This window comes from Paenibacillus sp. FSL F4-0097 (assembly GCF_038593125.1).
Classification (GTDB): Bacteria; Bacillota; Bacilli; order Paenibacillales; family Paenibacillaceae; genus Paenibacillus_AQ; species Paenibacillus_AQ odorifer.
Genome location: NZ_CP151965.1, coordinates 1,338,804 through 1,361,217, shown reverse-complemented (window position 1 = coordinate 1,361,217; position 22,414 = coordinate 1,338,804). Strand labels below are relative to the sequence as shown.

The following is a 22,414-nucleotide window of genomic DNA, read 5'->3' as shown; positions in this document are numbered from 1 at the left end:
GGCGATGATAATTATTCTAAATATGTAAAAATAATACGATATGCTTTTTGATTATATAGTATATATCGGGATCTGAATACTGAATGCAATAGAAATCACAAAAGGAACATCAACAGGCTGAAGTTGCCCGAATGATGTCCCTTTTTGATTTAGTGAATATCTCAACTAAAGCGGACCACTCCATTTATTGGCTTGAAGAGTTCATTAAACATATTCAACAAGGCGGAATTTAACAGGTTTAAATAGGATCATGAAAACTTCCTTCCAGCAAAAGGGAGTTTTCTTTTTATCTAAATTTCAGCTGATCTCCGAAGATCCTAAGGGTATTCTCATCCCCGTCTCGGCCAGCGTAACATTTTCCGGTAAAATATATGATTTTCTCATATCCACATCATGCGACATATGGGTATAGATTGCCTTTTGAGGCTTCACAGTTTGCAGCAGCTCCGCTGCTTCCGTCATATCGTACACAGAACGAGTCGATAACTCCGCTGCTTCGTAATAGAAGCTTGTACCTAATACCAGCAAGTCAGCTCCATGCATCAGGCGTGTCTCTTCAGCTCCAAGAGAAATGGAATCTGGACAATACACCCATACATAGCCCTCCTTCTCCAGACGAAAAGCATACGAGTATCCATTCTTGCCATGGTTCACTTTCCAGGTATCTATTGTCCAGCCGTCTAGCTCTATACCTTCATCACAAGGAATCATCTCGATCTGATTGCGCAGCCACGGGTATTGCCGCTCAATAATCGGAATCACTTCCGCTGGTGCATAGAGCTGGCCCTTATATCCCATCCAACGGCAAGAATCCGCCCATTCCGGCAGCCCACCAATATGATCAAAATGAGCGTGTGTCACCAGCAGTCTGCGCATATTCCGTACTCCCTGCGCCTCCATCTGACGCCGCCAGTCAGGCCCACAATCGATCACTAAAAAGTCACTGCCATTATCTATAAGTACAGAAGAGCGCAGGCGAATATTTTCACCCTGTTCCCTTGCCTCTGTACAGGTCTCACAGCTGCAATATACCCGAGGAACCCCCATGGCATCCCCTGTACCCAAAAACACCAACGTATCCATCTGTTATCTCTCCTTCAGGTTCTCTTCAACGAAGTAATAAATCAAAATTACCCTCTCTCTATCTTAAAGAGACCCACCAAAAAAAGCCATCCCCACCACAGAAGAACTGCTGGGATGACTCTTTTGTTATACCTCTACCTTATATTCCGGCAAGTACCTGATACCAAATTCCACGCTTGGAATAAAGTGAACTTCGCACCTCATCCCAGCCTCCTAAATAGTTAATATCAAAGAGGCCCGCCGGATCAGGGTAATCGCTTTTGTGCTCAGTATAGACTTGTTTATCCACGGGACGAAAGCCATATTTTGCAAAGATCTCTTGTGCCTGTGGGGTTATCAAAAAATCAACCAGTGCTTCTGATGCTATGCGTGTCCCATGCTCATCCGCATATTTCTCTATAACAGCCGCCGGATTCTCAATCAGAATTGTATTTTTAGGAATAATGACTTCGTATTTGACTCCCTGAGCAATCCGCGCCAGCAGTTCATTCTCATAGGTGACAATTACATCCCCCACTCCATACTCGAAGGCTGCCATAGAAGCGCGGCCACTCTTATCCAGAGACTCTACATTGGCATGGATGCTTTCCAAAAAAGCTTTGGCTGCTGCTGGATCCTTTGCCCCCTCCTGCTCCTCTGACAGCTTCAGACCAGCCCCATAGATCGCGTTGATATCCCATTGCGCACCACCAGAGGTCTTCGGGTTTGGATATAACACCTTAATCCCCGGCTTGGCTAAGTCCGCAAAATCGCGAATGCCTTTGGGATTTCCCTCGCGGGTACCAAGAGCAACTACTGAACGTGTCACCATACCTTGTTCACCCTGCTCTTTCCATGTTGACGCTACGAGTCCAGCCTTAACTAGCTTCTCGACATCACCTTCCATGGCTAGCAGCGTCACATCCGCTTCAAATCCACCTACAATCGCTCGTGCCTGTGTCCCTGAAGCCTCATAAGACTCCTGAAAACTAATATCCTGACCCGTATCCGCTTTCCACTTCGCAGCAAATAACGGCAAAATATCCTGCATTGCATCCTTAGCCACACTGTATGCGCCAATTACCAGCGTAACATCCCCTTGCTTCGAAGGCTCTGCCATCGTCGTAACTGCCTTCACATTCCCGCAACCGACTGCTGTCAGCGTGAGTATGGCCAGCATTAGGGCAGCAAAACATCCGTGCAGTTGTCTGCTCCTTTTGACATTCATTGCGGCCCACATCCTTCGAGGTAATGATTTTTAATATTTCCTTGAAAGTAGCTCTATGGCTGAAACTTAAAATTCAAGTAACCAACGTTTGGTCTTTGCCGTAATTACGTGGAATGTTTGGACTTTCGGCCGCTGTTGTTCCCAGATTTATTGATTTTATAATCTCAGCGGATTAAATCCGGAAACAAAGGCGGTCACTCCGCTCCTACAGTTCCAAACTTCCACTTCATTACTTCTTACCTTCACATCAGTTCCTCTAATCCTAGCTCATCACATTCGCTACTATCAAAAAAATTGAAAATCATTTTATTTATTTTTAAATAAAAATCGGCATTGGATCTTCTTTCAGGTTGTTCTCCTGGATCCAGCTGCGCTCATCATTAAATAAATAAGCCCGATGTACCAGTACTGAAATTTCCTGACCCGGCTGCAAGGTTTCTTTCTCCAACGAACGGTAGGTGACCAGCTTGTGGCCATTTACTTCAACCTCAACGAGCCATTCGCTTCCGCGGAAATGCAGATGTTTCACAACACCTTTTTCCGTGGCAGAAGCCATCTTGAACTCATGCAGGTTACCCACTTCAATATATTCAGGACGAATCAGTGCTTTGGTAGGCTTGCCGTCCCCCGCACCTGTAAAGCCTTTAACCTCAGAAGCGTTCTCAATCAGCGTAGATTCACCGATAAATGTTGCCACGAACGGTGTTTTAGGCTCCTTGTAAATATCCCACGGGGTACCCTTTTGTTCCAAGCGTCCTTGATTAATAATCATGATTTCATCCGCTACTTCAATCGCTTCATCTTGGTCATGGGTTACGAAAATAGAGGTGATACCTACACGTTCAATCAGTTCACGCAGCCAAGCGCGCAGCTCCTGGCGGATCTTCGCATCAATAGCGGCAAAAGGTTCATCTAAAAGCAGCAGCTGTGGTTCAGGCGCAAGCGCACGTGCAAAAGCCACACGCTGACGTTGTCCCCCTGATAGCTGATGCGGATAACGTTTCTCGAACCCTTTTAACCCTGTAAGCTCCACAAGTTCCATAACACGATCGCGGATGGCTGTTTTGTTAGCCTTTTTAACCTTTAGACCAAAAGCGATATTATCAAATACAGTCATATGTTTGAAGAGTGCATAGTTCTGGAAGACGAAGCCGATCCCACGTTCTTGAGGAGGAAGATTGTTCACCGTTTGACCATGAAAAATAATCTCTCCGGTATCCGGTGACTCCAGTCCCGCCAGCATACGTAGAATTGAGGTTTTCCCGCCTCCACTTGGGCCGAGCAATCCAATCAGGTGACCTTTTGTAATGGTGAAATTGACGTCCTTGACCGCATGAAAATCTCCAAAATGCTTGTTTAACCCCCGCACTTCTACATGCATATTACTGCACTTCCTTTCTTCTCTTGGTCCATTCCATCAACAGCAGCAGACCTGCGGAAAATGCAGCCAGAACTAGCGCTATTCCTCCAGCAGCCGTTACATTAAAATTCTCAACATCCTGATAGACTAAAGTTGTCGCCGTCTGGGTTTTATTCATAATGTTCCCCGAGACCACGAGCACCGCACCGAACTCTCCAAGTGAACGTGCCACCGTAAGAATGACACCATACACAACCGCCCAACGAATCGAAGGCCAAGTTACCTTCCAAAAAATAGTCCAGCTACGAGCGCCCAATGTCGAAGCCGCTTCCTCCTGCTGTGAACCAATCTCCTGAAGCACCGGCATCACCTCGCGCACCATTAAAGGAAAGGTAACAAATAAAGTGGCAATGATCATTCCGGGAATCGCATAAACGATCTTTAGTCCAATCCCCTCAAAAATCGCCCCCAAGGTACTATCGGGACCCAGCAACAGGACAATCATCAATCCTCCAATTACAGGGGATACTGCGTAAGGCAAATCTACAATACTGTTCAATAATCCTTTTAGACGCTTGCCGATCCAGTTCGCCCGAACAAGATACAGAGCCATCATAATACCGAACAATGTATTTAATAACGTAACTACTATCACAACAAGCCCAGTCATCATTAGCGCATGCAGCGCTTCGGGCCTAGTCAGAGCATTCCAGAAACCACCAAATCCTTCACTAAAAGCACCCATAGCCATTTTTCCTAATGGAGCAGCAATCAGCAAAAAAAACACTAAATAAGTAAGAGCAATCCATAGTTTTCTCATGAGCGTCTCCCCCGCATCTGCAGCATATTAATCAGCCAAAGAATGAGAAAGGATAAGGTCAAGAGAATAACAGAAACCGCAGCGGCGGAGACCGGATTATCACTTTCAACTTCACCAAAAATAAAAACAGAAGATACAAGCGTACGGCCCGGAATATTACCTGCGACGAGTACCACTGCACCAAATTCCGCAAGTGCCCTTGAAAATGCGAGCATCCCACCACTGATCATCCCAGGCGCCATAGATGGAAGAATAACTTGCCAGAATACCCTTGCTCCCTTGGCACCCATTGTATATGCTGCTTCCTCTTCGGATGGATCCAACTCCTCCAGCAAGGGCTGAACCGCTCGAATCACGAATGGAAACGTCACGAACACCATAGCAATTACGATAGCCGGTTGATGAAAAACAATTTCAAATCCAAGTGCCTCAGCTGCTTTGCCGATAAGGCTCCCTGGTCCAAGCAGCAGTAGAATCATCAAACCTCCGACAGCTGTTGGCAGTGCAAAAGGTAAATCGACCAGACTGTTTAGCAGCGCTTTACCAGCAAATTGATAACGAATAAGGACCCAAGCAATCATAGTTCCTAACAAGACATTAATTAAAGTAGCGATAATCGCCAGCTTTAAGGTTAACAGCACCGACTTCCAAGCAATTGGGTCGCTGACGCTTTCCACAAAATTGCCAAAACCAAGAGAAAAAGAGTTGTAATAGACCCCGAGTATGGGCAACACGATCAATACTACAAAATAGAGCAAAATTGTAGTTCGGAAACCCCAAGTCCAGCCTTTGTGTCTAAGCAGCGAATTCAATGATTTTTGCCCTCCCACCTCCGGATAACCGGTCGGTATACTAACCAAAATCCTCATTAATTATTCCTATTTATATACTTGGTTTTATATTATTACTACTTTACCAAATCCTTCTCACCGCCGTCAATTACTTTCAAGTGAATTTGGGTTAAAATATATGTATCAAAGGTACACTAAAAAATGGCACCTCACAGGAAGGGGAATGATTATGTTGCATACTATGGAGATCACTACTACAAAGCGGGATGAATTGCGTGATATTACTCGGGAAGTCATTTCTTATGTAAAAAAAAGTGGAATTCAAGACGGATTAATTGTAGTTTATTGTCCTCACACCACTGCTGGTATTGCTATTAATGAAAATGCGGATCCTGATGTGAAGCATGATGTTCTGATGCGTCTGGATGAGGTCTACCCTTGGGAGCATCCGAAGTATCGGCATGCGGAAGGCAATACTGCCTCTCATCTTAAATCTATTACTACCGGGCCTTCCCAGACCCTGATCATCCACGAAGGTGAATTAATTCTCGGTCGTTGGCAAGGTATTTATTTCTGTGAGTTCGATGGACCTAGACGCCGGCAATGTTTCTTAAAAATAGTAGAGGGATAATAAACATACAAATGGCCGCTTCCGTTATCGCTACGGAGCGGCCATTTAGACTATAACTAGAGTCTAGTAATACTTTCATCAAGCAGAGAAGCAGTGTTATACCAATGCACAGCTTTAAAGTGAAGATCTATAAAAAAAACAGCATGTTAAAGGCTGCGACATAAAACCTTTATATGAGCTAACGCTGCCTCTTTCACATCGTCAAACGATACTTTATCCTGGATATAATAAGAAATAAATCCGTGTGCAGACAAGAACATTGTTAACGGCACATTCTGCCAGTCCTCAGACACATATCCCTCTTCCTTCATATGACGGCGTACAATACTTGAGAATAAATCAAAACATCGTCCCTGTTCTGCTCTACAATAAGCTAGCAATTCCTCATCGCGAATCATGAACATAATTTCATATTGATAGGGATGATCTATTCCAAATCTAATAAATTCCATAATCAGCTGTTCTACCCTTGTCATTCCTTCTTCAGGCGGTTTATTCATTACTTGGCTGAGTAAAGCAGCCACATGATTAAAATCCTCTACAACAATAGCGTAGAACAACTCCGCCTTTTCCTTGAAATGATAATAGAGAGAGCCGTGGCTATATCCCAAATGCTGACCAATACTTCGCATTGAAATTGCCCGATACCCTTTGGTTATAAATAGATGCCTAGCGGCCTCTAGAATCCTTTCCCTCGACAACTCCTGCTCCACTGCTCTCCTTGCCATATACTAATCCCCTTCGCTGTAGTAAATCCGCCGCCCTTCTGTTATCAGGGCTTGCCCTTGGGTTAGATCTGTTATCCATGCCATAAAAGTCTCACCCTCATCATTTCGCGGCAAACATAACAACGTTACTTTGTCGGTGAACAAAGTCTCGCCAGTCTGAATCCCTCTTCCTCGAAGTTCGTTCTCAACCTTGCCCAGCCAAGTGTACTCGATCTCTACGAATACCTCTCGTCTCAGTACACGGGTGATTACTTCTCCTGCTTCAAGCGCAAGCACTGCTCCATCCGTATAAGCTCTAATCAGCCCACCGGCACCCAGCATAATGCCTCCGAAATAACGGGTAACTACGATTGCGACATTTTTAACTCCCTGATTGCGGATTACTTCCAAAATCGGTTTGCCGGCTGTACCACTCGGCTCCCCGTCGTCCGATTGCCTCTGGATTTCGTCTCTCTCCCCAATCACATAAGCAGAACAGTTATGCGTTGCGTTCCAATGTTTCTTCTTGATGTCCTCGATAAACAACAAAGCTTCTTCTTCATTCTCCACTGGCATAACATGACCAATGAAGCGAGATTTGCGGATCACAACTTCCTTTGAGCCGGAAGAGCGGACCGTTCGATAGTGTTCTAACATAATTATTCCAGTCCTTATTTACATATGATGTCTTCATATAATGTCAGGAGCAGTCCCGGTATTGGATTACCTATGGACTGCTCCTGGTGACTTACATTAGTATGAATGTTCTGTGATAACTAGCTATTGTAAAACCTACTGCAATACTATTCAGTAAGTCTTGCTTCTAGCTCTGCTTTTTCTTTTTCGTAACCTGGTTTGCCAAGCAATGCGAACATGTTTTTCTTGTATGCTTCTACGCCTGGTTGGTCAAATGGGTTAACACCGAGCAAGTATCCGCTGATACCGCAGGCTTTTTCAAAGAAGTACACCAAATATCCAAAGGTGTATGGTGTTTGATCAGGAATAGTAACGATAAGGTTAGGTACTTGACCATCTGTATGTGCAAGCATTGTACCTTGGAAAGCTTTCTTATTCACGAAATCCATAGTCTTACCTGTTAAGAAGTTCAAGCCGTCCAGATCATCCGGATCATTCTCAATCGTAACATGATGAGCTACTTGATCTACTTGGATAACCGTTTCAAAAATGTTGCGGTTACCTTCTTGGATAAATTGACCCATGGAGTGTAGATCTGTGGAGAAATCAACGGAAGAAGGATAAATTCCTTTGAAGTCCTTACCTTCACTTTCGCCAAACAATTGTTTCCACCACTCAGATACAAAGTGTAAGGAAGGCTCATAGTTGACGAGGATTTCAGTTGTTTTACCTTTACGGTATAAAGCGTTACGAACTGCAGCATATTGATAAGCTTGGTTAGTAGCTACATCTGGATTGTTGAACTCATCCGCAGCGGCAGCAGCACCTTGCATCATTTCTTCAATGTTAATGCCAGCTACAGCAATCGGCAGCAAGCCTACAGGTGTCAATACGGAGTAACGTCCGCCTACATCGTCTGGAATGATGAAGGATTCATAACCTTCTTCAGTTGCCAATTTCTTAAGGGCACCTTTTTCCTTGTCTGTAGTAGCGTAAATGCGTTTACGAGCTTCTTCCTTGCCGTATTTCTTCTCCAGAGCAGCGCGGAAAATGCGGAAAGCAATCGCTGGCTCAGTAGTAGTTCCAGATTTGGAGATTACGTTCACGGAGAAGTCTTTACCTTCTACTAGATCAAGCAGATGCGTGATGTATGTAGAGCTAATGTTATTACCAGCGAAATAAACTTCTGGAGTTTTGCGTTTATCTTTAGAAAGGTTATTGTAGAAAGAATGCGATAACGCCTCAATAGCTGCGCGTGCTCCCAGATAAGAACCTCCGATACCAATTACAATCAGTACCTCGGAATCGCTTTGGATCTTCTTAGCAGCTTGTTGAATGCGAGCAAATTCTTCCTTATCATATGCTGTCGGCAGATCGATCCATCCAAGGTAGTCAGAACCTACACCAGTTTTGTTATGCAACTGTTCGTGTGCTAGCTTAACTGGGGCGGCAAGGTTGTCGATTTCTTGTTGGTTAAAAAACGAAAGAGCTTTTGTGTAGTCAAAATTAATCTTCTTAGACATCGGTAATGGTAACCTCCTGTTTTATCTCTTTAAATTTAAAACCGTTTGTTACAACTTTATAATTAGGATACTTTAATTTGCCTTGACTGGCAAGGTCTTAGGGCACATAGAGGGCATTAGAACCAAGTTTTTCAAAGTTCCTTGGAAGCGTTTCCTGTATCAAAAGACATAGGTGTGCTGTGGTGCTGGACAAAGTGCCGTGATAGAATAAAGAAAACGGAAGGTGGCTATATAAATGAAACAAATCGGTTTTATCGGACTCGGAACAATGGGTGCGCCTATGGCCTCCAATTTACTACGTGGCGGCTTTCAGGTTACGGTATACAACCGTACGGCAGCCAAATGTAAACCTCTTGAAGCAGAAGGTGCCCAGACTGCTCTCACGCCCCGCGAAGCGGCTGAGGGTAAGGATGTTATTATTACCATGATCAGCAATGATGATTCAGTTCGTGAAGTGTTTTATGGTCAAGATGGTATTCTTGATGCTGTGAAGCCTGGTGGACTAATTATTGATTCCAGCACAATTTCACCAGGACTAGTTCGTGAAATTGCCGCTGCTGTAGAAGCTCGCGGTGGACATTTCCTAGACGCGCCAGTAACTGGAAGCAAACCAGCAGCGATTGAAGGAACCTTAGTGTTCATGGTCGGCGGTAGTGCTGAGGTCATAGAACAACATCGTGATATCTTTGATACTTTGGGTAAGAAGCTGCTACATATGGGTGATAACGGCAGCGGCGCTGTGGCCAAGCTGGCTCACAATGCTATGGTAGGTATTCATAATGTTGCCCTAGCCGAAGGGTTCGCCATTGCCGTTAAATCAGGCGTACCAGCAGACAAGTTCCTGGAACTGGTACAACTTGGTTCTGCGGGCAGCAAACAAGCTGAGCTTAAAGGCCGTAAAATCATAGAAGATGATTTCAGCAATCAATTCTCCCTCGCTCTAATGCTTAAGGATTTGAAGCTTGCCTCTGCCCACAGCGATTCAACAGGCGTTCCTTCTCCTATGCTGGGCTTGGCTAAAAGCATGTTCCAAGCTGGATTCACCCAAGGTTATGGTGAAGAAGATCTCTCTGCCGTAGTGAAATGTTACGAAGAGTGGATCGGCCAAAAGATGGGTGCAAATGTATCCGATAAATAAATTCAAGAACTCAATACCTCCTTCATAAGAACATTTACGACCGCCCCGCACATGATATTGCGATACGGTCTTTTCTTTATGGAGAATTCCATTGTTAAATCAAATATACGAACGTTTGTTTGTATATTTATAATACCAAATTAACAGTTGTAGTGCAAGAAAATATTGGTTGCTGTAGAGTTACTCGGGACGTTGTGGCGGTGTTGGTGGGATAGTTACTAAGAAGGTCGCGAAGTACTGGTTAGTCGCAAAAAGTTACTGAATTAGTGGTGAAATGCTGGTTAGTTACTGGTTAGGCTAGTTAGTCGCTGGCTATCGGACTCCATAGTCGTTATTGGCATAAAAAGCGCCAATTATGGGCCTATTTCCATGGAATAGTTGCACTGGTGTCCGAAAACTTGCTCAAAAGACTATAAATTTGCTAATAGCGTCATCTGGGTCCTTAGCGGTAGGATTGGTGTCGACCCGGTGCTACATTGGTGTTGATCTAGTGTTAACGTCATCTGGGTCCGTACGCGGTGGGTTGGCGCTAACCGGGTGCCTAAAGTTGGTGATGACACAGCGCTATCGGACTCAGCTGACCTTATTCGCAGTATAATCTCACATTTGGCATGCTATCGGACTCCATAGTCGTTATTGGCATAAAAAATGCCAATTATGAGGCTGTTTCTATGGAATAGCTGCACTGGAGTCCGAAAGCTTGCTCCAAAGGCTACAAATTTGCTAATAGCGTCATCTGGGTCCTTAAGTGGTAGGAATGGTGCTGACTCAGTGCTAATTTAGTGATTATCCGATTCAGCTCTAACGTCATTTGAGTCCTTAAGCTCCAAAAGAGAATGGTGAATACATAATTGAACATCAAGCAATCACCAGCCACAACAAAAAGCAGCGATCCTCCAATAACGGGAGAACCGCTGCTTTGCTGACTTCTACGATTTTTAAAGTGTATCCGGGTCGTCTCACTCAATGAAAAAAGCTACTTATAGGACAGCCCTTAGAAAAGTCTGTTTTCTATAGAACCGGGTAAGAACAGCAATAATCAGTTACTTCAAATACTTCCAACGCAAATTTAGAGTTGCCAGGAACATTGAACGTTGACGCTCCCTTAATCTCCTGCCATACCTCAGTGCCGGGAAGCAGCACTTTAAGATCGCCGGACAGAATCTCCATAATTTCAGGACCATCAGTACCAAATTCATACACACCCGGCAACATGATGCCCAGTGTCACCTTAGATCCATCTTGCAAAATTACCGTACGGCTGGTTACTTGTCCGCCATAATATACATTGGCTGCTTTTTCGATCGTTGCGTTGTTAAACTGACTCATTACTTGTTCTCCCCCTAATGATTATTCAGTTAATTACAGAAGTGCTTTCACACGGCTAACTACGTTCTCTACAGTAAAGCCGTATTCTTTCATAACTCTATCGCCAGGGGCGGAAGCTCCGAAAGTAGTGATGCCTAGGATATCGCCTTGGTCACCAGTGTAACGTTCCCAGCCGAAGGTTTGTGCCATTTCGATAGCAAGACGAGCTTTGACTCCTGGAAGAATTACGGAATCGCGATATTCTTTGTCTTGTTTTTCGAACAGATCCCAGCTTGGCAAGCTGATTACACGAACATCGATGCCTTCTTCTGCCAAAGCAGCTTGCGCTTTAACTGCCAACTGTACTTCAGAACCAGTTGCGATAAGTTGTGCTTGTGGAGTGCCATTTTTGGAATCAGAGACAACATAACCACCACGTTTGATATTTTCACGAACGCCATCTACGGTTCCAGCAAGAATTGGCAAGTTTTGACGGGTCAGAACCAAAGCAACCGGATTCTCTTTGTTTTCCATAGCATAAGCCCATGCTGCAGAAGTTTCGTTAGCATCAGCCGGACGAATAACAGTTAGACCTGGGATGATACGCAAGGAAGCCAATTGTTCGATTGGTTCATGCGTAGGACCATCTTCACCAACTGCAATACTGTCATGTGTCAGTACATAGGTTACTGGCAATTTCATGATCGATGCCAAACGAATTGCTGGACGCAGGTAGTCTGTGAATACGAAGAATGTTCCTCCGAATACTTTAAGACCAGTGTGCAGAGCAATACCGTTCATTGCAGCAGCCATACCAAACTCACGTACGCCGAAATAAATGTTGCGGCCATCATAAGATTCTGGTGTGAAAGATGTCAAACCATTCAAATGCGTCATAGTGGAGCTTTCCAAGTCAGCGGAACCACCCACTAGCTGAGGAACGCCAGCAGTCAGACCGTTAAGCGCACTACCGGAAGCGACACGAGTCGATACTGCTTTATCTTCAGTAGTGTAAGTTGGAAGGTTAGCATCCCAGCCTTCTGGAAGATCGCCATTGATTACTGTTTCGAATTGTGCAGCCAGCTCTGGATATGCTTTTTTGTAAGCTGCAAATTTATCGTCCCAAGCTTTGTTAGCTGCGATTCCGTTTTTCTTCACTTCTGCAAAATGTGCACGAACTTCGTCAGGCACATAGAAATCTTCTTCGTATACCCATTTGTAGAAATCTTTGGTCAGCTTAGCTTCTTCTGCTCCAAGTGGGGAACCGTGAGTACCGCCATGGCCGCCTTTACCTTGTTTGTTAGGGCTACCATAACCAATAACTGTTTTCACTTCGATCAAAGTCGGTTTGCTAGTCTCAGCTTGCGCCTCAGCAATAGCTTTTTCAATAGCCGGAAGGTCATTTCCGTCTTCTACACGCAGAACTTGCCAACCATAAGCATCAAAACGTTGAGCTACATTTTCGGAGAAAGAAAGATTCAATTTACCATCAAGGGAAATATCATTTGAATCATACAATACAACCAATTTTCCGAGTTTCAAATGACCAGCAAGAGAAGCGGACTCAGAAGAGATCCCTTCCATAAGGTCACCATCACCACAAATAGCATAAGTATAGTGGTCAACTACGTTATGTCCTTCTTTGTTGTAGGTTGCGCCCAATTGAGCTTCGGCCATAGCCATACCAACGGCCATACCAATACCTTGTCCAAGCGGACCTGTAGTTGCATCAACACCAGCTGTGTGACCAACTTCCGGGTGACCAGGAGTCAAGCTACCCCATTGACGGAATTGTTTCAATTCTTCCATAGGAAGATCATAGCCGCTAAGGTGCAGCAAGCTGTACAGAAGCATGGAACCATGTCCAGCGGACAATACAAAACGATCGCGGTTTACCCATGTTGGATGATCAGGGTTATGATTCATTGTTTTTGCAAACAGTTGGTAGCCCATTGGTGCAGAACCCATTGGCATACCTGGATGGCCGGAATTCGCTTTTTCGATAGCATCAATAGCCAACGTACGAATTGTTGTGATAGACAGGTTATCTACTGTTGAGTTTTCTTCCTTCTGGATCGCTTGTTCTTGTTCACTCATTTAATAGTTCCTCCTCTGAAATCTCAAGAATGTCATTTTGACTCTTATTGTATCACTAGTGTGGAAGCAATTCCAATTGTTTTTAAAAACTCTTTGTTTGACAGCTTATGTTTTGCAATATCTACGCATTTATATACGCAAAAGTAACTATGTCATGAGACGGGTTTTTACTTAGCCTATGGTCTAGTTTTCTATTGCGACTAAAGTTTGTTTTACAATGCTCGAATATAAAGTAAGATGGAGTTACTCAAGTAAAATTTTCATTCATTATCCAATATCTCCAAGTGGAAAGGAATTCTGAACATGACTTCGAAAAAGGATGTTTATATTGTGCTTACCGGTACAGGTACAGCCTTCAGTGGTTTCATTAAGTGGTTTACAAAAGCTGATCTGAACCATGCTTCGATCGCCTTTGATAGTGAACTACGTGAGGTGTACAGCTTCGGAAGAAAAAAAATGCACAATCCATTCGTCGCGGGTCTGATTCAAGAAAATTTCATTCACCCTTTTTATAGCAGCGCAAATTGCTCTATTTATCAGTTACGTGTTAGTGCCACGGAATACGATGCCATGTACAATCATGTCCAAGGGATGATGAAAAATCAGGAACGTTATAAATACCATCTTTTAGGCCTGATCGGCGTACTTCTAAATGTTAAAATAGATCGAGAGAACGCTTATTTCTGCTCTCATTTTGTTGCTTCCTTATTTGAAAATACCGCAGTTCAGCCTGTGAATAAGCCTTCCTGCTTTGTTACCCCGGAGGATTTCGCTCTTTCACTCTGTTCCCATAAAATATTCAGCGGCAAGTTATCCTATTATGTGCGTAGAGCTCAAAGAGCCTCGGCACGTTCGACGAATATACCTTTACATACACCTTCTGTTGCGACAAGAATGATGAGAATGAATGAAGAACGGACTGAAGGAGTTATATAAGTTGTTGCTCGTAAAAAAGGGCTATACGGATCGTATTTCCGCGTAGCCCTTTTTAGATGGAAAAAGGATAAAGTCGTAGATGTATCATTACTTCACACGATGGTTCCGAAAATATTCGGACCAATCGCCAGCGATCACAACAGTAACTGTATCTATTTTGGTATTGTACTCATTCTTAGCTGTGAAGGTAAATTTCACTGGACCATCGGGAAGTTTCACAAATGCTGGATCATATAATTCGCCTGTCCACAAGGTTTTGTCACTGTTCGTTGGATTTAGTTGCGTAAAATAACCTCCCGTCATCGTTACCTCAACAGTATCAGGTAGACCGGTTGCTATCCCTTGCAATATAAATCGCTCACCTGCCCAAAACACATTGTAGCCTCTTGGACTCTCCTCATTACCGCTCTTGTTCAAATTGTAGCCTTTACGGTTGTTATTCCATTCCTCTGTGTGCTGGACCCTACCTTTAATATTCAGCAGATTAACCATGAAATATTTACGCGCTGAGATATTACTCCAGTTATAACCATCAAAAGCTTCCACTTCCACGGCATATTTTTCGTTCTCAACCAATATTCCCGCGGGCACTTGCCACTGTTTGGCACTTGAATTTTGTTCGCCAGATTGAACCTTAACCATCCCTGTCGCCAAGTTGATAATTTGTACCTTATACCGCTGTTGTTCATCTCCATCCTCATCTTGATAATCCCACTTGATGATTGGTGTAAGCGTACTTGCGATCATAGGCTTACTTGAGTCAGTACTTGTTGGGTACGTTATCGTTACGGTCGGTTTACGGTTGGCTACGGTGATAATCAGAGATAGCTCTCGATACAGTCCTAGAGAATCCGTAACGGTCTGTTTCAAGGTAAAGACGCCATTTGAGGTGAATTTCTTCGTAAATTCAGCTTGAGTACTAGCCAATCCTTCCGTCCCGTTAGATGATTTCAAATCATACTTATGGCTGATCGTATCTCCTTTTGGAAGGTCTGGATCCGTCGCTTTGCTCTTGATATTAAGAAGATCCGTCCGATAAATCGGCTCTTTGGCAGCATCTCTACCTGTATCCGTGATTAATGTGAATCCAGGCTGCGGCGGATTGTCGATGATAAACGTTTTTTCGTTAGATATTTCTGACCAGGATAACTTGGAATAAGCCCGCCCATATACAGTGAAGTATTCAAATCGATTGAATGTATGGTTAGGGAGTTGATATTGCCGCAGCTGACCTGTGGTGTCAAGGTTCTCAACTGTCCTAACTAAGAGTCCGTCTTTTGAAAAAAATTCTAAACGGTACTTCTCCTGCCGATCACTCTCTGGATCTGTATAATTCCATTTAATTAATGGATCTCCTTGTATTTCGGCATCTATTACGGATGGATTGGTTCCGGTTCCCGACGGGGTTATCAATGTCATCGAGGGCGCTAGATTCTTAGTAACATTCACCTTCAACGTAGCTATATTAGACTTATCACCGATCTGATCGATAACCCAGTGTTCCAATGTATAGATACCGGACTCAGGAAAATTAACATCAATATTAGGAGTTCGAAACCATTGCGTAATGCCATCACTATCTGTTACTTTCCAGAAGTATTGCAGACTAGCGAGATCTGAGGGATCTCCATCCTCATCAAAAGATGTATATTGTCGGGTATCATATTGGAATACTGCCGATGGACCATTAATAGCAGCTGTTGGAACATGATTTTTAACAGTAAATACACGTGTTGCATTGCAACTTAAAGCTCCAATACTTGAGGGATTAGGTACGTCTGTTGCTTTAAGGCGCATTTCCCATCCTTCTGATATAGCCTGTTGCGGTGAAATTCCGTTTCCAGCAATAAGATCTCGTATCGTCAAAGATTGGTTGCGGTTGCTGCCAGCATAATAATAAGGACTATTGTTGAGTTTGGCGTACCATAAATAAGCAAGCGAATCTCCATCTTCATCAGGATCTGGTGTTAGATTATCCATTGTAATTACAGTATCTCGATATACTTCAGCTGGCATGTTAAATGCTGCTGCAGGTGGGTGATTAATCACCTGGACATTTTGGCGATACCAATCTGACCATAAACCTCGGTTGTCATGCACTTGTAAACTAATTTGATAATTACCGATTCCAAAAGCTGCGATATTAGGTGGCGTTGTAGCTCCACCCCAATGCTCCCAAACTTTGTTCCAACCATCTTTGATAACCGTCCAGTAATACATATCTAATGGATCATTATCCGGATCAAACGATTTGTCTGTTATGGTAGTAGCTTTGCGATAGGAAACAATATTAGGATCAACAGTAAATAGCGCTACGGGAGGTAGATTACCTGCAGCCCCCACCGTCCTTACACACCAGTCGCTCCAGACCCCCAACCCATTTTCGCCATCGACATCACGTACTCTAAGGCGTATGTCATATTGTACAGAACTCGGTAATTGAGCTGGCGGTTGACCATCTGTCCATATTTCAGAATCAGTTTTTTTATACTGCCATTGCCAAGCTATAAGTCCCTTATTAACAGCCGTGATGTGGTCCAAATCGTAGGAACTATCTGTTAGCAGAAGAGATCCCCACGCCAGTTTGGCAGCAAACAATGCAATTGGCTTTCGATGAACATGATAGGTCATTGAAGATAAATTATCTCGGCTCCATAAACGATAGACATCGAATCTGTCATCGTTTTTAGGATTATCTCGTGCTTGAAAGGTTGCGTTATAGAGTCCGCTATATGGAAAGGAGGTATACCTTTCTGAACGCCATAACCCACTATCCGAAATGATACCCATCGAATTATCGAAGAAATACGGGTTATGGTCGTATCTATAGCGTTCTTGATATTTAGAATCTCCTTCATAGTCCTTGTATGTGGTTGATAAGTCTATAGGAGTGTTAATCAATATAAAGGATTTATTCCTAAGCCTATAGGATACATTAACGACCAACGATTTCTCATCCTTATAATTATAGGGATCCACAACCTTGATAATGATATTGTGCTGTCCAGGAGGAATTCCGTCTGCCAAAACATCTATTGGGATGGAAAACCATTTATTATTTAATGCCTGTTGGATATTGACTTGTTTATAGAACACATTAGGGATTTCAGCACTAACGACTAGATCATTATTGTCCACATCTCGAACATATCCCTCGATGTTCATACCACTGAATCCTGGCTCATTCAGTAGCTGCTGCTCGCTTGGTGTAGTCACTGTGAGCGTAGGTGCTGAATTTATTATTAGAGGTATGTTATCCCAATCATAATATACGTTGTTATGCCAACCATTCATCCATTCGTTAGGTTGGTGTTGCGCATCACTTGCTCTTAGTGCGACTTTAAGAGCTTTTGGAATTCCATACTTCGTTGGATAAGCATAACTTTCATAAAAAGCGGTCGTATTTCTGTCAAGGTTAAACTGAAGACTATCCGAACTTTTCACAGGTGGCATTTCTTCAATTCTCCATGAGGCATCAGTAGCATAATCAGTATTACCACTTCCATCTGTCCTGTACATATAACTGTAAATATTAAGAAATCTAGTACGCTGCGTATCATAGTACCAATTAATATCCCCTGATGTTAAAACTACAGGCGCATCAGGTACATAATCGTAGCGCAGTATTCTTGTTGTTAGATTAAAAGTAATATTGGTTAGGGTCATAGCAGGCATATTCAAATTCAAAGATCCTATATTCCCCATAGCAGGCTCCCAAGGAGTTGTTTTATTAAATCCTTCAAGACGAATATCCATAAAATTGACGATATTTGGGTCACCTGCCGCCTCTACCTTAACACTCCCCGAATAAAATTCAGGGAATGAAAGAAGTAGTAATACAAGGGCCATAAACGTTGAAATTGTTTTTTTTAATTTCCGCATCTCTAATCCTCTCTACCATGACCAATCGACATCAGGTGCTTGATTTTTAACCGTAAAGATTCGTTCGATTACATTTTGTGTAGCTTCCGAATCTATGGATTGCCGATCAGCCTGCGTCACAAACTCAGCAATAGTCGGCTGACCAAACTCTTCAAATACAGTTAGTCTTACTTCGTATTTTCCGACTTCCTTTACCTTGAGATTCAAACGATCTAAATTCTCATTGCTAAAAATAGCCCATGGCTCACCTGTAAAACTACCGTTGTTATCTGAATCGTAGCGGTATTCCCAAAGCCTACTAACCACAATATCTTGATCTGGAGAGTAAGACATATCATCTATTGATATGGTCGCTTGATTACCATCTGAAGGATTACGATACGCAGTTCCAGCCATCGTAAAGTACGCAAAAGGTTTCTGGTCTGGTGCTATATCAAAAGTTGTTTCGTTTCTCGCAGTTAGCCCTAATGTATTCTCCACAAAAATGGTTGCTTTATATTTCCCTGGCTTCTTGAATAGCACATCTTTGCTATATACTCCGTTCAGGGATCCGCTATATTTAATATCAGAATTCGTTCCACCTGATACGGCTGTGATGGTGATTTTAGTCTTAGCATCTACTAACGGATAGTGAGTCGGGCTACTAACGTAACTTTGTATGATAACCTTTCGATTTTGCTTTAATGTACCATCTACCCTGATAGATGCATCTGGTTTTGGCTCGATGACATTGATCTCAGTGCTAGTACTTCCAGTCATTTTGTCATCGTCTATTACAGTCAAAGCAAGTGTTTGTTCCCCCAAATGGTCTTTATCATACCAAAGCGTTCCCCTTGGCAAAGTGCTCAATTCTCCCTTAGCATTAGGCGTATCCCAAAAGTAATCCGTAATATAACCATCAGGGTCATACGACCCTGCTGCACTGGCTACAAACTCTTGTCCTGCTTTTACAGTTTTGGGTGCATTTATAAGAGCTACTGGAGGTTTTAACTCTCTCGGTAGTTCTGGCGGTGATGTAGGACCTGGAAACCCTCCTCCCGGAGGATCTGAGGTTGTATACACTCCTGCTTTGACTGTAAAAGATTCTTTTAACGAGTCGAACTTACTTCTTTTGGTCACGACTTCATTCTTAAATCTCACTACTATACTTAGTTCGTACTCTTGACTGTAGTTACTTTTACCTGCCACTTTCTCCTTTGGAATTTCAAATTTGAAAGTTTCGTTTGCCGTTAGGGTTTTGGTATACACCTTTTTTGTCTGGAGTGAACTGTCATTCCCTTTTTCTTTGGCATAAAAAATCCATTCTGAAATGTTCGAAGTATCTTTATAGGATACGAGTTCGCCCTTCAAAGCGATTTTAACTGGCACGTTCTTATTATCAAACTTAATTGGGTTTGGATTAGGTTGTTCTATAATTGCGGAACCTGTGAGTGTAGCTTCATCTGGGAGACCGTATTCAAAGCTGACTGTTCCCCCGTAGCTGTAGGTGGTTACTTTGGCGTCAGCTGTGTAATAATACTCCGTAAATGCCATATATCTTCGTCCTTCTGCTTTTCCAGTTAAACCTGTGTTATCTTCAGGATCCCAAGGAACTCCCGCAGGAATCGTATAATTCAAAATAATTCTTCCATTTTTAAATTTTGGATCTTGAGCATAAGAAGATTTCTTAAATATTTGAGGTTTAATAGTAGACTGAATAACGTCATGTGTATCGATGACCTCAGTTTTCGATCCGTTGTACCATTTTAGGTATTCTTTATCTTGATAAGGTCCTGCGGTTACTACTGATGTTGGTGGATTTCTTGAAGGATAGCCATCCGTTGCAGCTTTATCATCTGTCACCATACTATCTTTTTTTTCATCATACTGATTTATTTGCCATCTTCTTCCGTCTGAGTATAACCAAATCGAATTGTAGATTTGAGTATAATAACGTTCTTCAAAAGAGCCTCTATAACCCTGGACTTCCTTTATATATTTTTGATTTGCAACCCCTTTTAATGTAATCTTAATTTTTCCGTTCTCAAGAGAGAGGTTGTTTTTTTCGTTAGATCCACTATATTTTAAAGTATTTGTCTTAACTGATGAGCTAGATACGCCATTAGGAAGTTCCAAATAAAAGTCTTTCGCAGCATTATTTGATCCTTGTAAACCTGTAGTAATAGGGACAGCAACCGAGGTCAATTTTGTCTCGGCTGCTTCTACTGAAATGGTTGTCATTAACGAATTGATTAGCATAATGCATAGACATGAGATGATTATTTTTTTCATTCCTACTACTCCTGTGAGTTGACTACAAATTTCTCGTCGAATCCGCCTTCATGGAACAAACGAATGACAAGATATTTAAAATCCTGATCATATAAGAAGGCTTGGTAAGTGGTTAATTGTTCCCCTGGCTTAAGAGAATAATAATAAAAAGCATCTTTATTGTTCAATTTTTCCACATTTGCCTTTGGCCAAATTGCATCTATTCTCCCACCACTTGAGGAAAGGGTTAAACTCCACTTATCTTTTTGATCATTTAAGGATCTTTTAACAATTTTATTGCTGTTATTCTTAATCGTAATCTTTGTCCAAATGAAATGTTTAGGATTACTAACCATTCCTCCAAATGAGTCATATTTAAATTGTTTCACTAGATTTTGTGCATCTTTTGACTTGAAATCATAAATCATAAACTTCTCCAGCGTATAACTAAGCCCACCCGCCGTAACCGTAATCGGTAACTCCAAATCCTTTTTCAAACCATATTTACTTAAGTTATCCCTCATAATAGGTACTGGTGTAGCAGTAGATTTTACTGTAGTTGTAGTTGTTGGTGTAGCTGCGGCTATTGGTGTAACCGCTGCTGCGTTAGTAATCACGTTCTGCCCCAATACCATGCTAAGTAACATTGTCGTAGTCAAAACTGCCCTTACAATGGTCTTCTTCATCACTGAATCTCTCCCTTTTCTTTAATTGGCTTTTCACTACTTATTGATCTTATACTCCTGAACTGCTGGCACCCTGATGGGCTGTTGCGTTTTGGATCTGGAGATCAGAACCGGGTGCTCCGTCTCAATGACGGCAATAACCGAAGGACCTGCGATGTATTTGGTTATGCCATATTCGCTATCCTCGTATAAAAGTGGAAAATTCACGCCATCGGAATCGTCAATAATATCGAACTTCACAATCTTTACTTGTGTCTTAAAACGACTGCCCCCTTGGGGGGAAAGGCCGCTATCAAGGCCTAGATTGTTCTGTAGGGTTTGCTGAAAAGTATCGTACGCATCTTCGGGATCTATAATCAGACGACCACGAGTCAATTCGGTCTCATCTAATTCCTGTGCGGCATCGTGAACAGCGATATTATTTGCGTCTTTTAACATGCTGCGCAGCTGGTCCCACTCCTGATTCTGGATCTGAAAGAACCAGGAGTAGATAAAGATCAGTAGGACAAATGCCAGCTTAATAATGTAATCCATAAATTACGCTCATCCCTTAGTCAATCGAGATACTCACTCATAATTGATCCATGCCCATAATATCGAGTCGGCTGCGAAACCGTAGAAAAATTATAAGGAAACAGATTTATCCGCGGCGCGGTTACATACACATCAATTCGTTGCTTTCGCTCTTGAACGGTGTCTGTACTGCTCATAATTTCTATCGAAGCTTCAGAAAATCCAATCGCCTTCAGATTTGAAATTACTTCATTCCGCATAGAAGCTGTAACCATCCCCTCTGTTGCTGCTTTTTGTGTGATATAGGACGTATTAGCTTTGACCTGTAAATCTAGCAGATAATCTATGTAGGTGAAGATAGGCTGCAGGATAATAAACAGGACTAGCCACATGAACAATGCCCGGAGGACGGTCTCCTTCATTAGATACGCCTCCTTCTAATACTGTTCCACTTGCTTAGTATGTGAGATGATGTCGTCCTGACTGCTGCCGATCATATGCGTAGCTACCGTGACAAACATCCCCGCAATTATAAATCCAATGGCCAAAAACATAGCGACGGAAATAGAGTCTTTTTTCATCTGATTTATACCGAAACGTAAGTCATGGACATAGTTACAGCAGTTTGGCTAGGAACCAGCGGTTGAGTTAGAGATACCCCCGGGATCGTCGGTCTATTATCATCGGCAGCATTAATCACGTCACGCACCAGAGGAATCAAAATGGCAATTACGATGGCCACACACAAAAAACCGATAGCGATAAACAAACCTGTAGAAATAGCGTCTTTTTTCATTGTTAATTTCTCCCTTTTTATTTTAGGTTTTAAAAATAAGGTTGAATATA

The 22,414-nt window shown here is 42.7% G+C and carries 20 protein-coding genes; 3 read left to right on the top strand and 17 right to left on the bottom strand.

Features of this window, described 5'->3' with window-relative positions; translation table 11 throughout:
* Positions 1–297 precede the first annotated feature (297 nt).
* The 5 genes from MHH86_RS05970 to cysT form a co-directional block, all read right to left on the bottom strand.
* Positions 298–1,083, bottom strand: a complete 786-nt coding sequence (locus tag MHH86_RS05970; protein ID WP_076099032.1) for an MBL fold metallo-hydrolase — start codon at positions 1,081–1,083, stop codon at positions 298–300.
* A 139-nt stretch (positions 1,084–1,222) separates the two neighbouring features.
* Positions 1,223–2,290, bottom strand: a complete 1,068-nt coding sequence (locus tag MHH86_RS05965; protein WP_076099033.1) for a sulfate ABC transporter substrate-binding protein — start codon at positions 2,288–2,290, stop codon at positions 1,223–1,225.
* A gap of 316 nt (positions 2,291–2,606) precedes the next feature.
* Positions 2,607–3,671, bottom strand: coding sequence for a sulfate ABC transporter ATP-binding protein (cysA, locus tag MHH86_RS05960; protein WP_076104838.1), 1,065 nt, complete (start codon positions 3,669–3,671; stop codon positions 2,607–2,609).
* Between the two features lies 1 nt (position 3,672).
* Entirely contained in the window at positions 3,673–4,470 is a 798-nt protein-coding gene (locus MHH86_RS05955; RefSeq protein ID WP_036681745.1) for a sulfate ABC transporter permease subunit, read from the bottom strand.
* On the bottom strand, positions 4,467–5,282 hold the full coding sequence (cysT, locus tag MHH86_RS05950) for a sulfate ABC transporter permease subunit CysT (protein ID WP_038569140.1): 816 nt from the start codon (positions 5,280–5,282) through the stop codon (positions 4,467–4,469). Before cysT ends, MHH86_RS05955 begins: the two co-directional genes overlap by 4 nt.
* Before the next feature lie 208 nt (positions 5,283–5,490).
* On the opposite strand from cysT, the gene MHH86_RS05945 reads away from it, so the two are divergent.
* Complete coding sequence (locus MHH86_RS05945) at positions 5,491–5,892, top strand: secondary thiamine-phosphate synthase enzyme YjbQ (protein WP_339211479.1); 402 nt, start codon at positions 5,491–5,493, stop codon at positions 5,890–5,892.
* Positions 5,893–6,038: 146 nt separating this feature from the next.
* On the opposite strand, the gene MHH86_RS05940 is transcribed toward MHH86_RS05945, so the two are convergent.
* The 3 genes from MHH86_RS05940 to MHH86_RS05930 form a co-directional block, all read right to left on the bottom strand.
* Positions 6,039–6,620, bottom strand: a complete 582-nt coding sequence (locus MHH86_RS05940; RefSeq protein WP_036681739.1) for a TetR/AcrR family transcriptional regulator — start codon at positions 6,618–6,620, stop codon at positions 6,039–6,041.
* 3 nt (positions 6,621–6,623) lie between these two features.
* Positions 6,624–7,256: a YigZ family protein gene (locus MHH86_RS05935; protein WP_076104841.1), complete on the bottom strand. Its 633-nt coding sequence runs from the start codon at positions 7,254–7,256 to the stop codon at positions 6,624–6,626.
* Positions 7,257–7,402: 146 nt separating this feature from the next.
* Complete coding sequence (locus MHH86_RS05930) at positions 7,403–8,758, bottom strand: glucose-6-phosphate isomerase (RefSeq protein ID WP_036681734.1); 1,356 nt, start codon at positions 8,756–8,758, stop codon at positions 7,403–7,405.
* Positions 8,759–8,993: 235 nt separating this feature from the next.
* Here MHH86_RS05930 and MHH86_RS05925 point away from each other — a divergent pair, with 235 nt between their 5' ends.
* The gene (locus MHH86_RS05925; protein ID WP_076215746.1) at positions 8,994–9,896 is read left to right on the top strand and encodes an NAD(P)-dependent oxidoreductase; all 903 of its coding nucleotides are present in this window, start codon (positions 8,994–8,996) and stop codon (positions 9,894–9,896) included.
* A 1,011-nt stretch (positions 9,897–10,907) separates the two neighbouring features.
* Here the strand turns inward: MHH86_RS05925 and MHH86_RS05920 are convergent.
* Both MHH86_RS05920 and tkt read right to left on the bottom strand, forming a co-directional pair.
* Positions 10,908–11,225 (bottom strand): pyrimidine/purine nucleoside phosphorylase, encoded by a 318-nt coding sequence (locus tag MHH86_RS05920; protein WP_036681729.1) that lies wholly within the window; start codon positions 11,223–11,225, stop codon positions 10,908–10,910.
* 33 nt (positions 11,226–11,258) lie between these two features.
* A complete protein-coding gene (gene tkt / locus MHH86_RS05915; RefSeq protein ID WP_036681727.1) occupies positions 11,259–13,301 on the bottom strand; it encodes a transketolase in 2,043 nt (680 codons plus the stop codon).
* 303 nt (positions 13,302–13,604) lie between these two features.
* On the opposite strand from tkt, the gene MHH86_RS05910 reads away from it, so the two are divergent.
* Positions 13,605–14,237: a hypothetical protein gene (locus MHH86_RS05910; protein WP_036681725.1), complete on the top strand. Its 633-nt coding sequence runs from the start codon at positions 13,605–13,607 to the stop codon at positions 14,235–14,237.
* An 87-nt stretch (positions 14,238–14,324) separates the two neighbouring features.
* Here MHH86_RS05910 and MHH86_RS05905 read toward each other — a convergent pair whose 3' ends face one another.
* From MHH86_RS05905 to MHH86_RS05875, 7 genes are read right to left on the bottom strand one after another with little or no spacing between them, the layout of a single operon-like run.
* Positions 14,325–18,119 (bottom strand): hypothetical protein, encoded by a 3,795-nt coding sequence (locus tag MHH86_RS05905; RefSeq protein ID WP_342479657.1) that lies wholly within the window; start codon positions 18,117–18,119, stop codon positions 14,325–14,327.
* Between the two features lie 12 nt (positions 18,120–18,131).
* Positions 18,132–20,390, bottom strand: coding sequence for a PKD domain-containing protein (locus MHH86_RS05900; RefSeq protein WP_339211473.1), 2,259 nt, complete (start codon positions 20,388–20,390; stop codon positions 18,132–18,134).
* A 5-nt stretch (positions 20,391–20,395) separates the two neighbouring features.
* Entirely contained in the window at positions 20,396–21,055 is a 660-nt protein-coding gene (locus MHH86_RS05895; RefSeq protein ID WP_339211471.1) for a hypothetical protein, read from the bottom strand.
* A 36-nt stretch (positions 21,056–21,091) separates the two neighbouring features.
* Positions 21,092–21,589 (bottom strand): hypothetical protein, encoded by a 498-nt coding sequence (locus tag MHH86_RS05890; RefSeq protein ID WP_339211469.1) that lies wholly within the window; start codon positions 21,587–21,589, stop codon positions 21,092–21,094.
* Between the two features lie 20 nt (positions 21,590–21,609).
* Positions 21,610–21,990 carry a hypothetical protein gene (locus MHH86_RS05885; RefSeq protein ID WP_339211467.1) on the bottom strand — a complete coding sequence of 127 codons (381 nt, stop codon included), beginning with the start codon at positions 21,988–21,990 and terminating at the stop codon, positions 21,610–21,612.
* Between the two features lie 15 nt (positions 21,991–22,005).
* Positions 22,006–22,149 (bottom strand): hypothetical protein, encoded by a 144-nt coding sequence (locus MHH86_RS05880; RefSeq protein ID WP_155288092.1) that lies wholly within the window; start codon positions 22,147–22,149, stop codon positions 22,006–22,008.
* A gap of 5 nt (positions 22,150–22,154) precedes the next feature.
* On the bottom strand, positions 22,155–22,364 hold the full coding sequence (locus tag MHH86_RS05875; RefSeq protein WP_076316894.1) for a hypothetical protein: 210 nt from the start codon (positions 22,362–22,364) through the stop codon (positions 22,155–22,157).
* Positions 22,365–22,414: the final 50 nt, after the last annotated feature.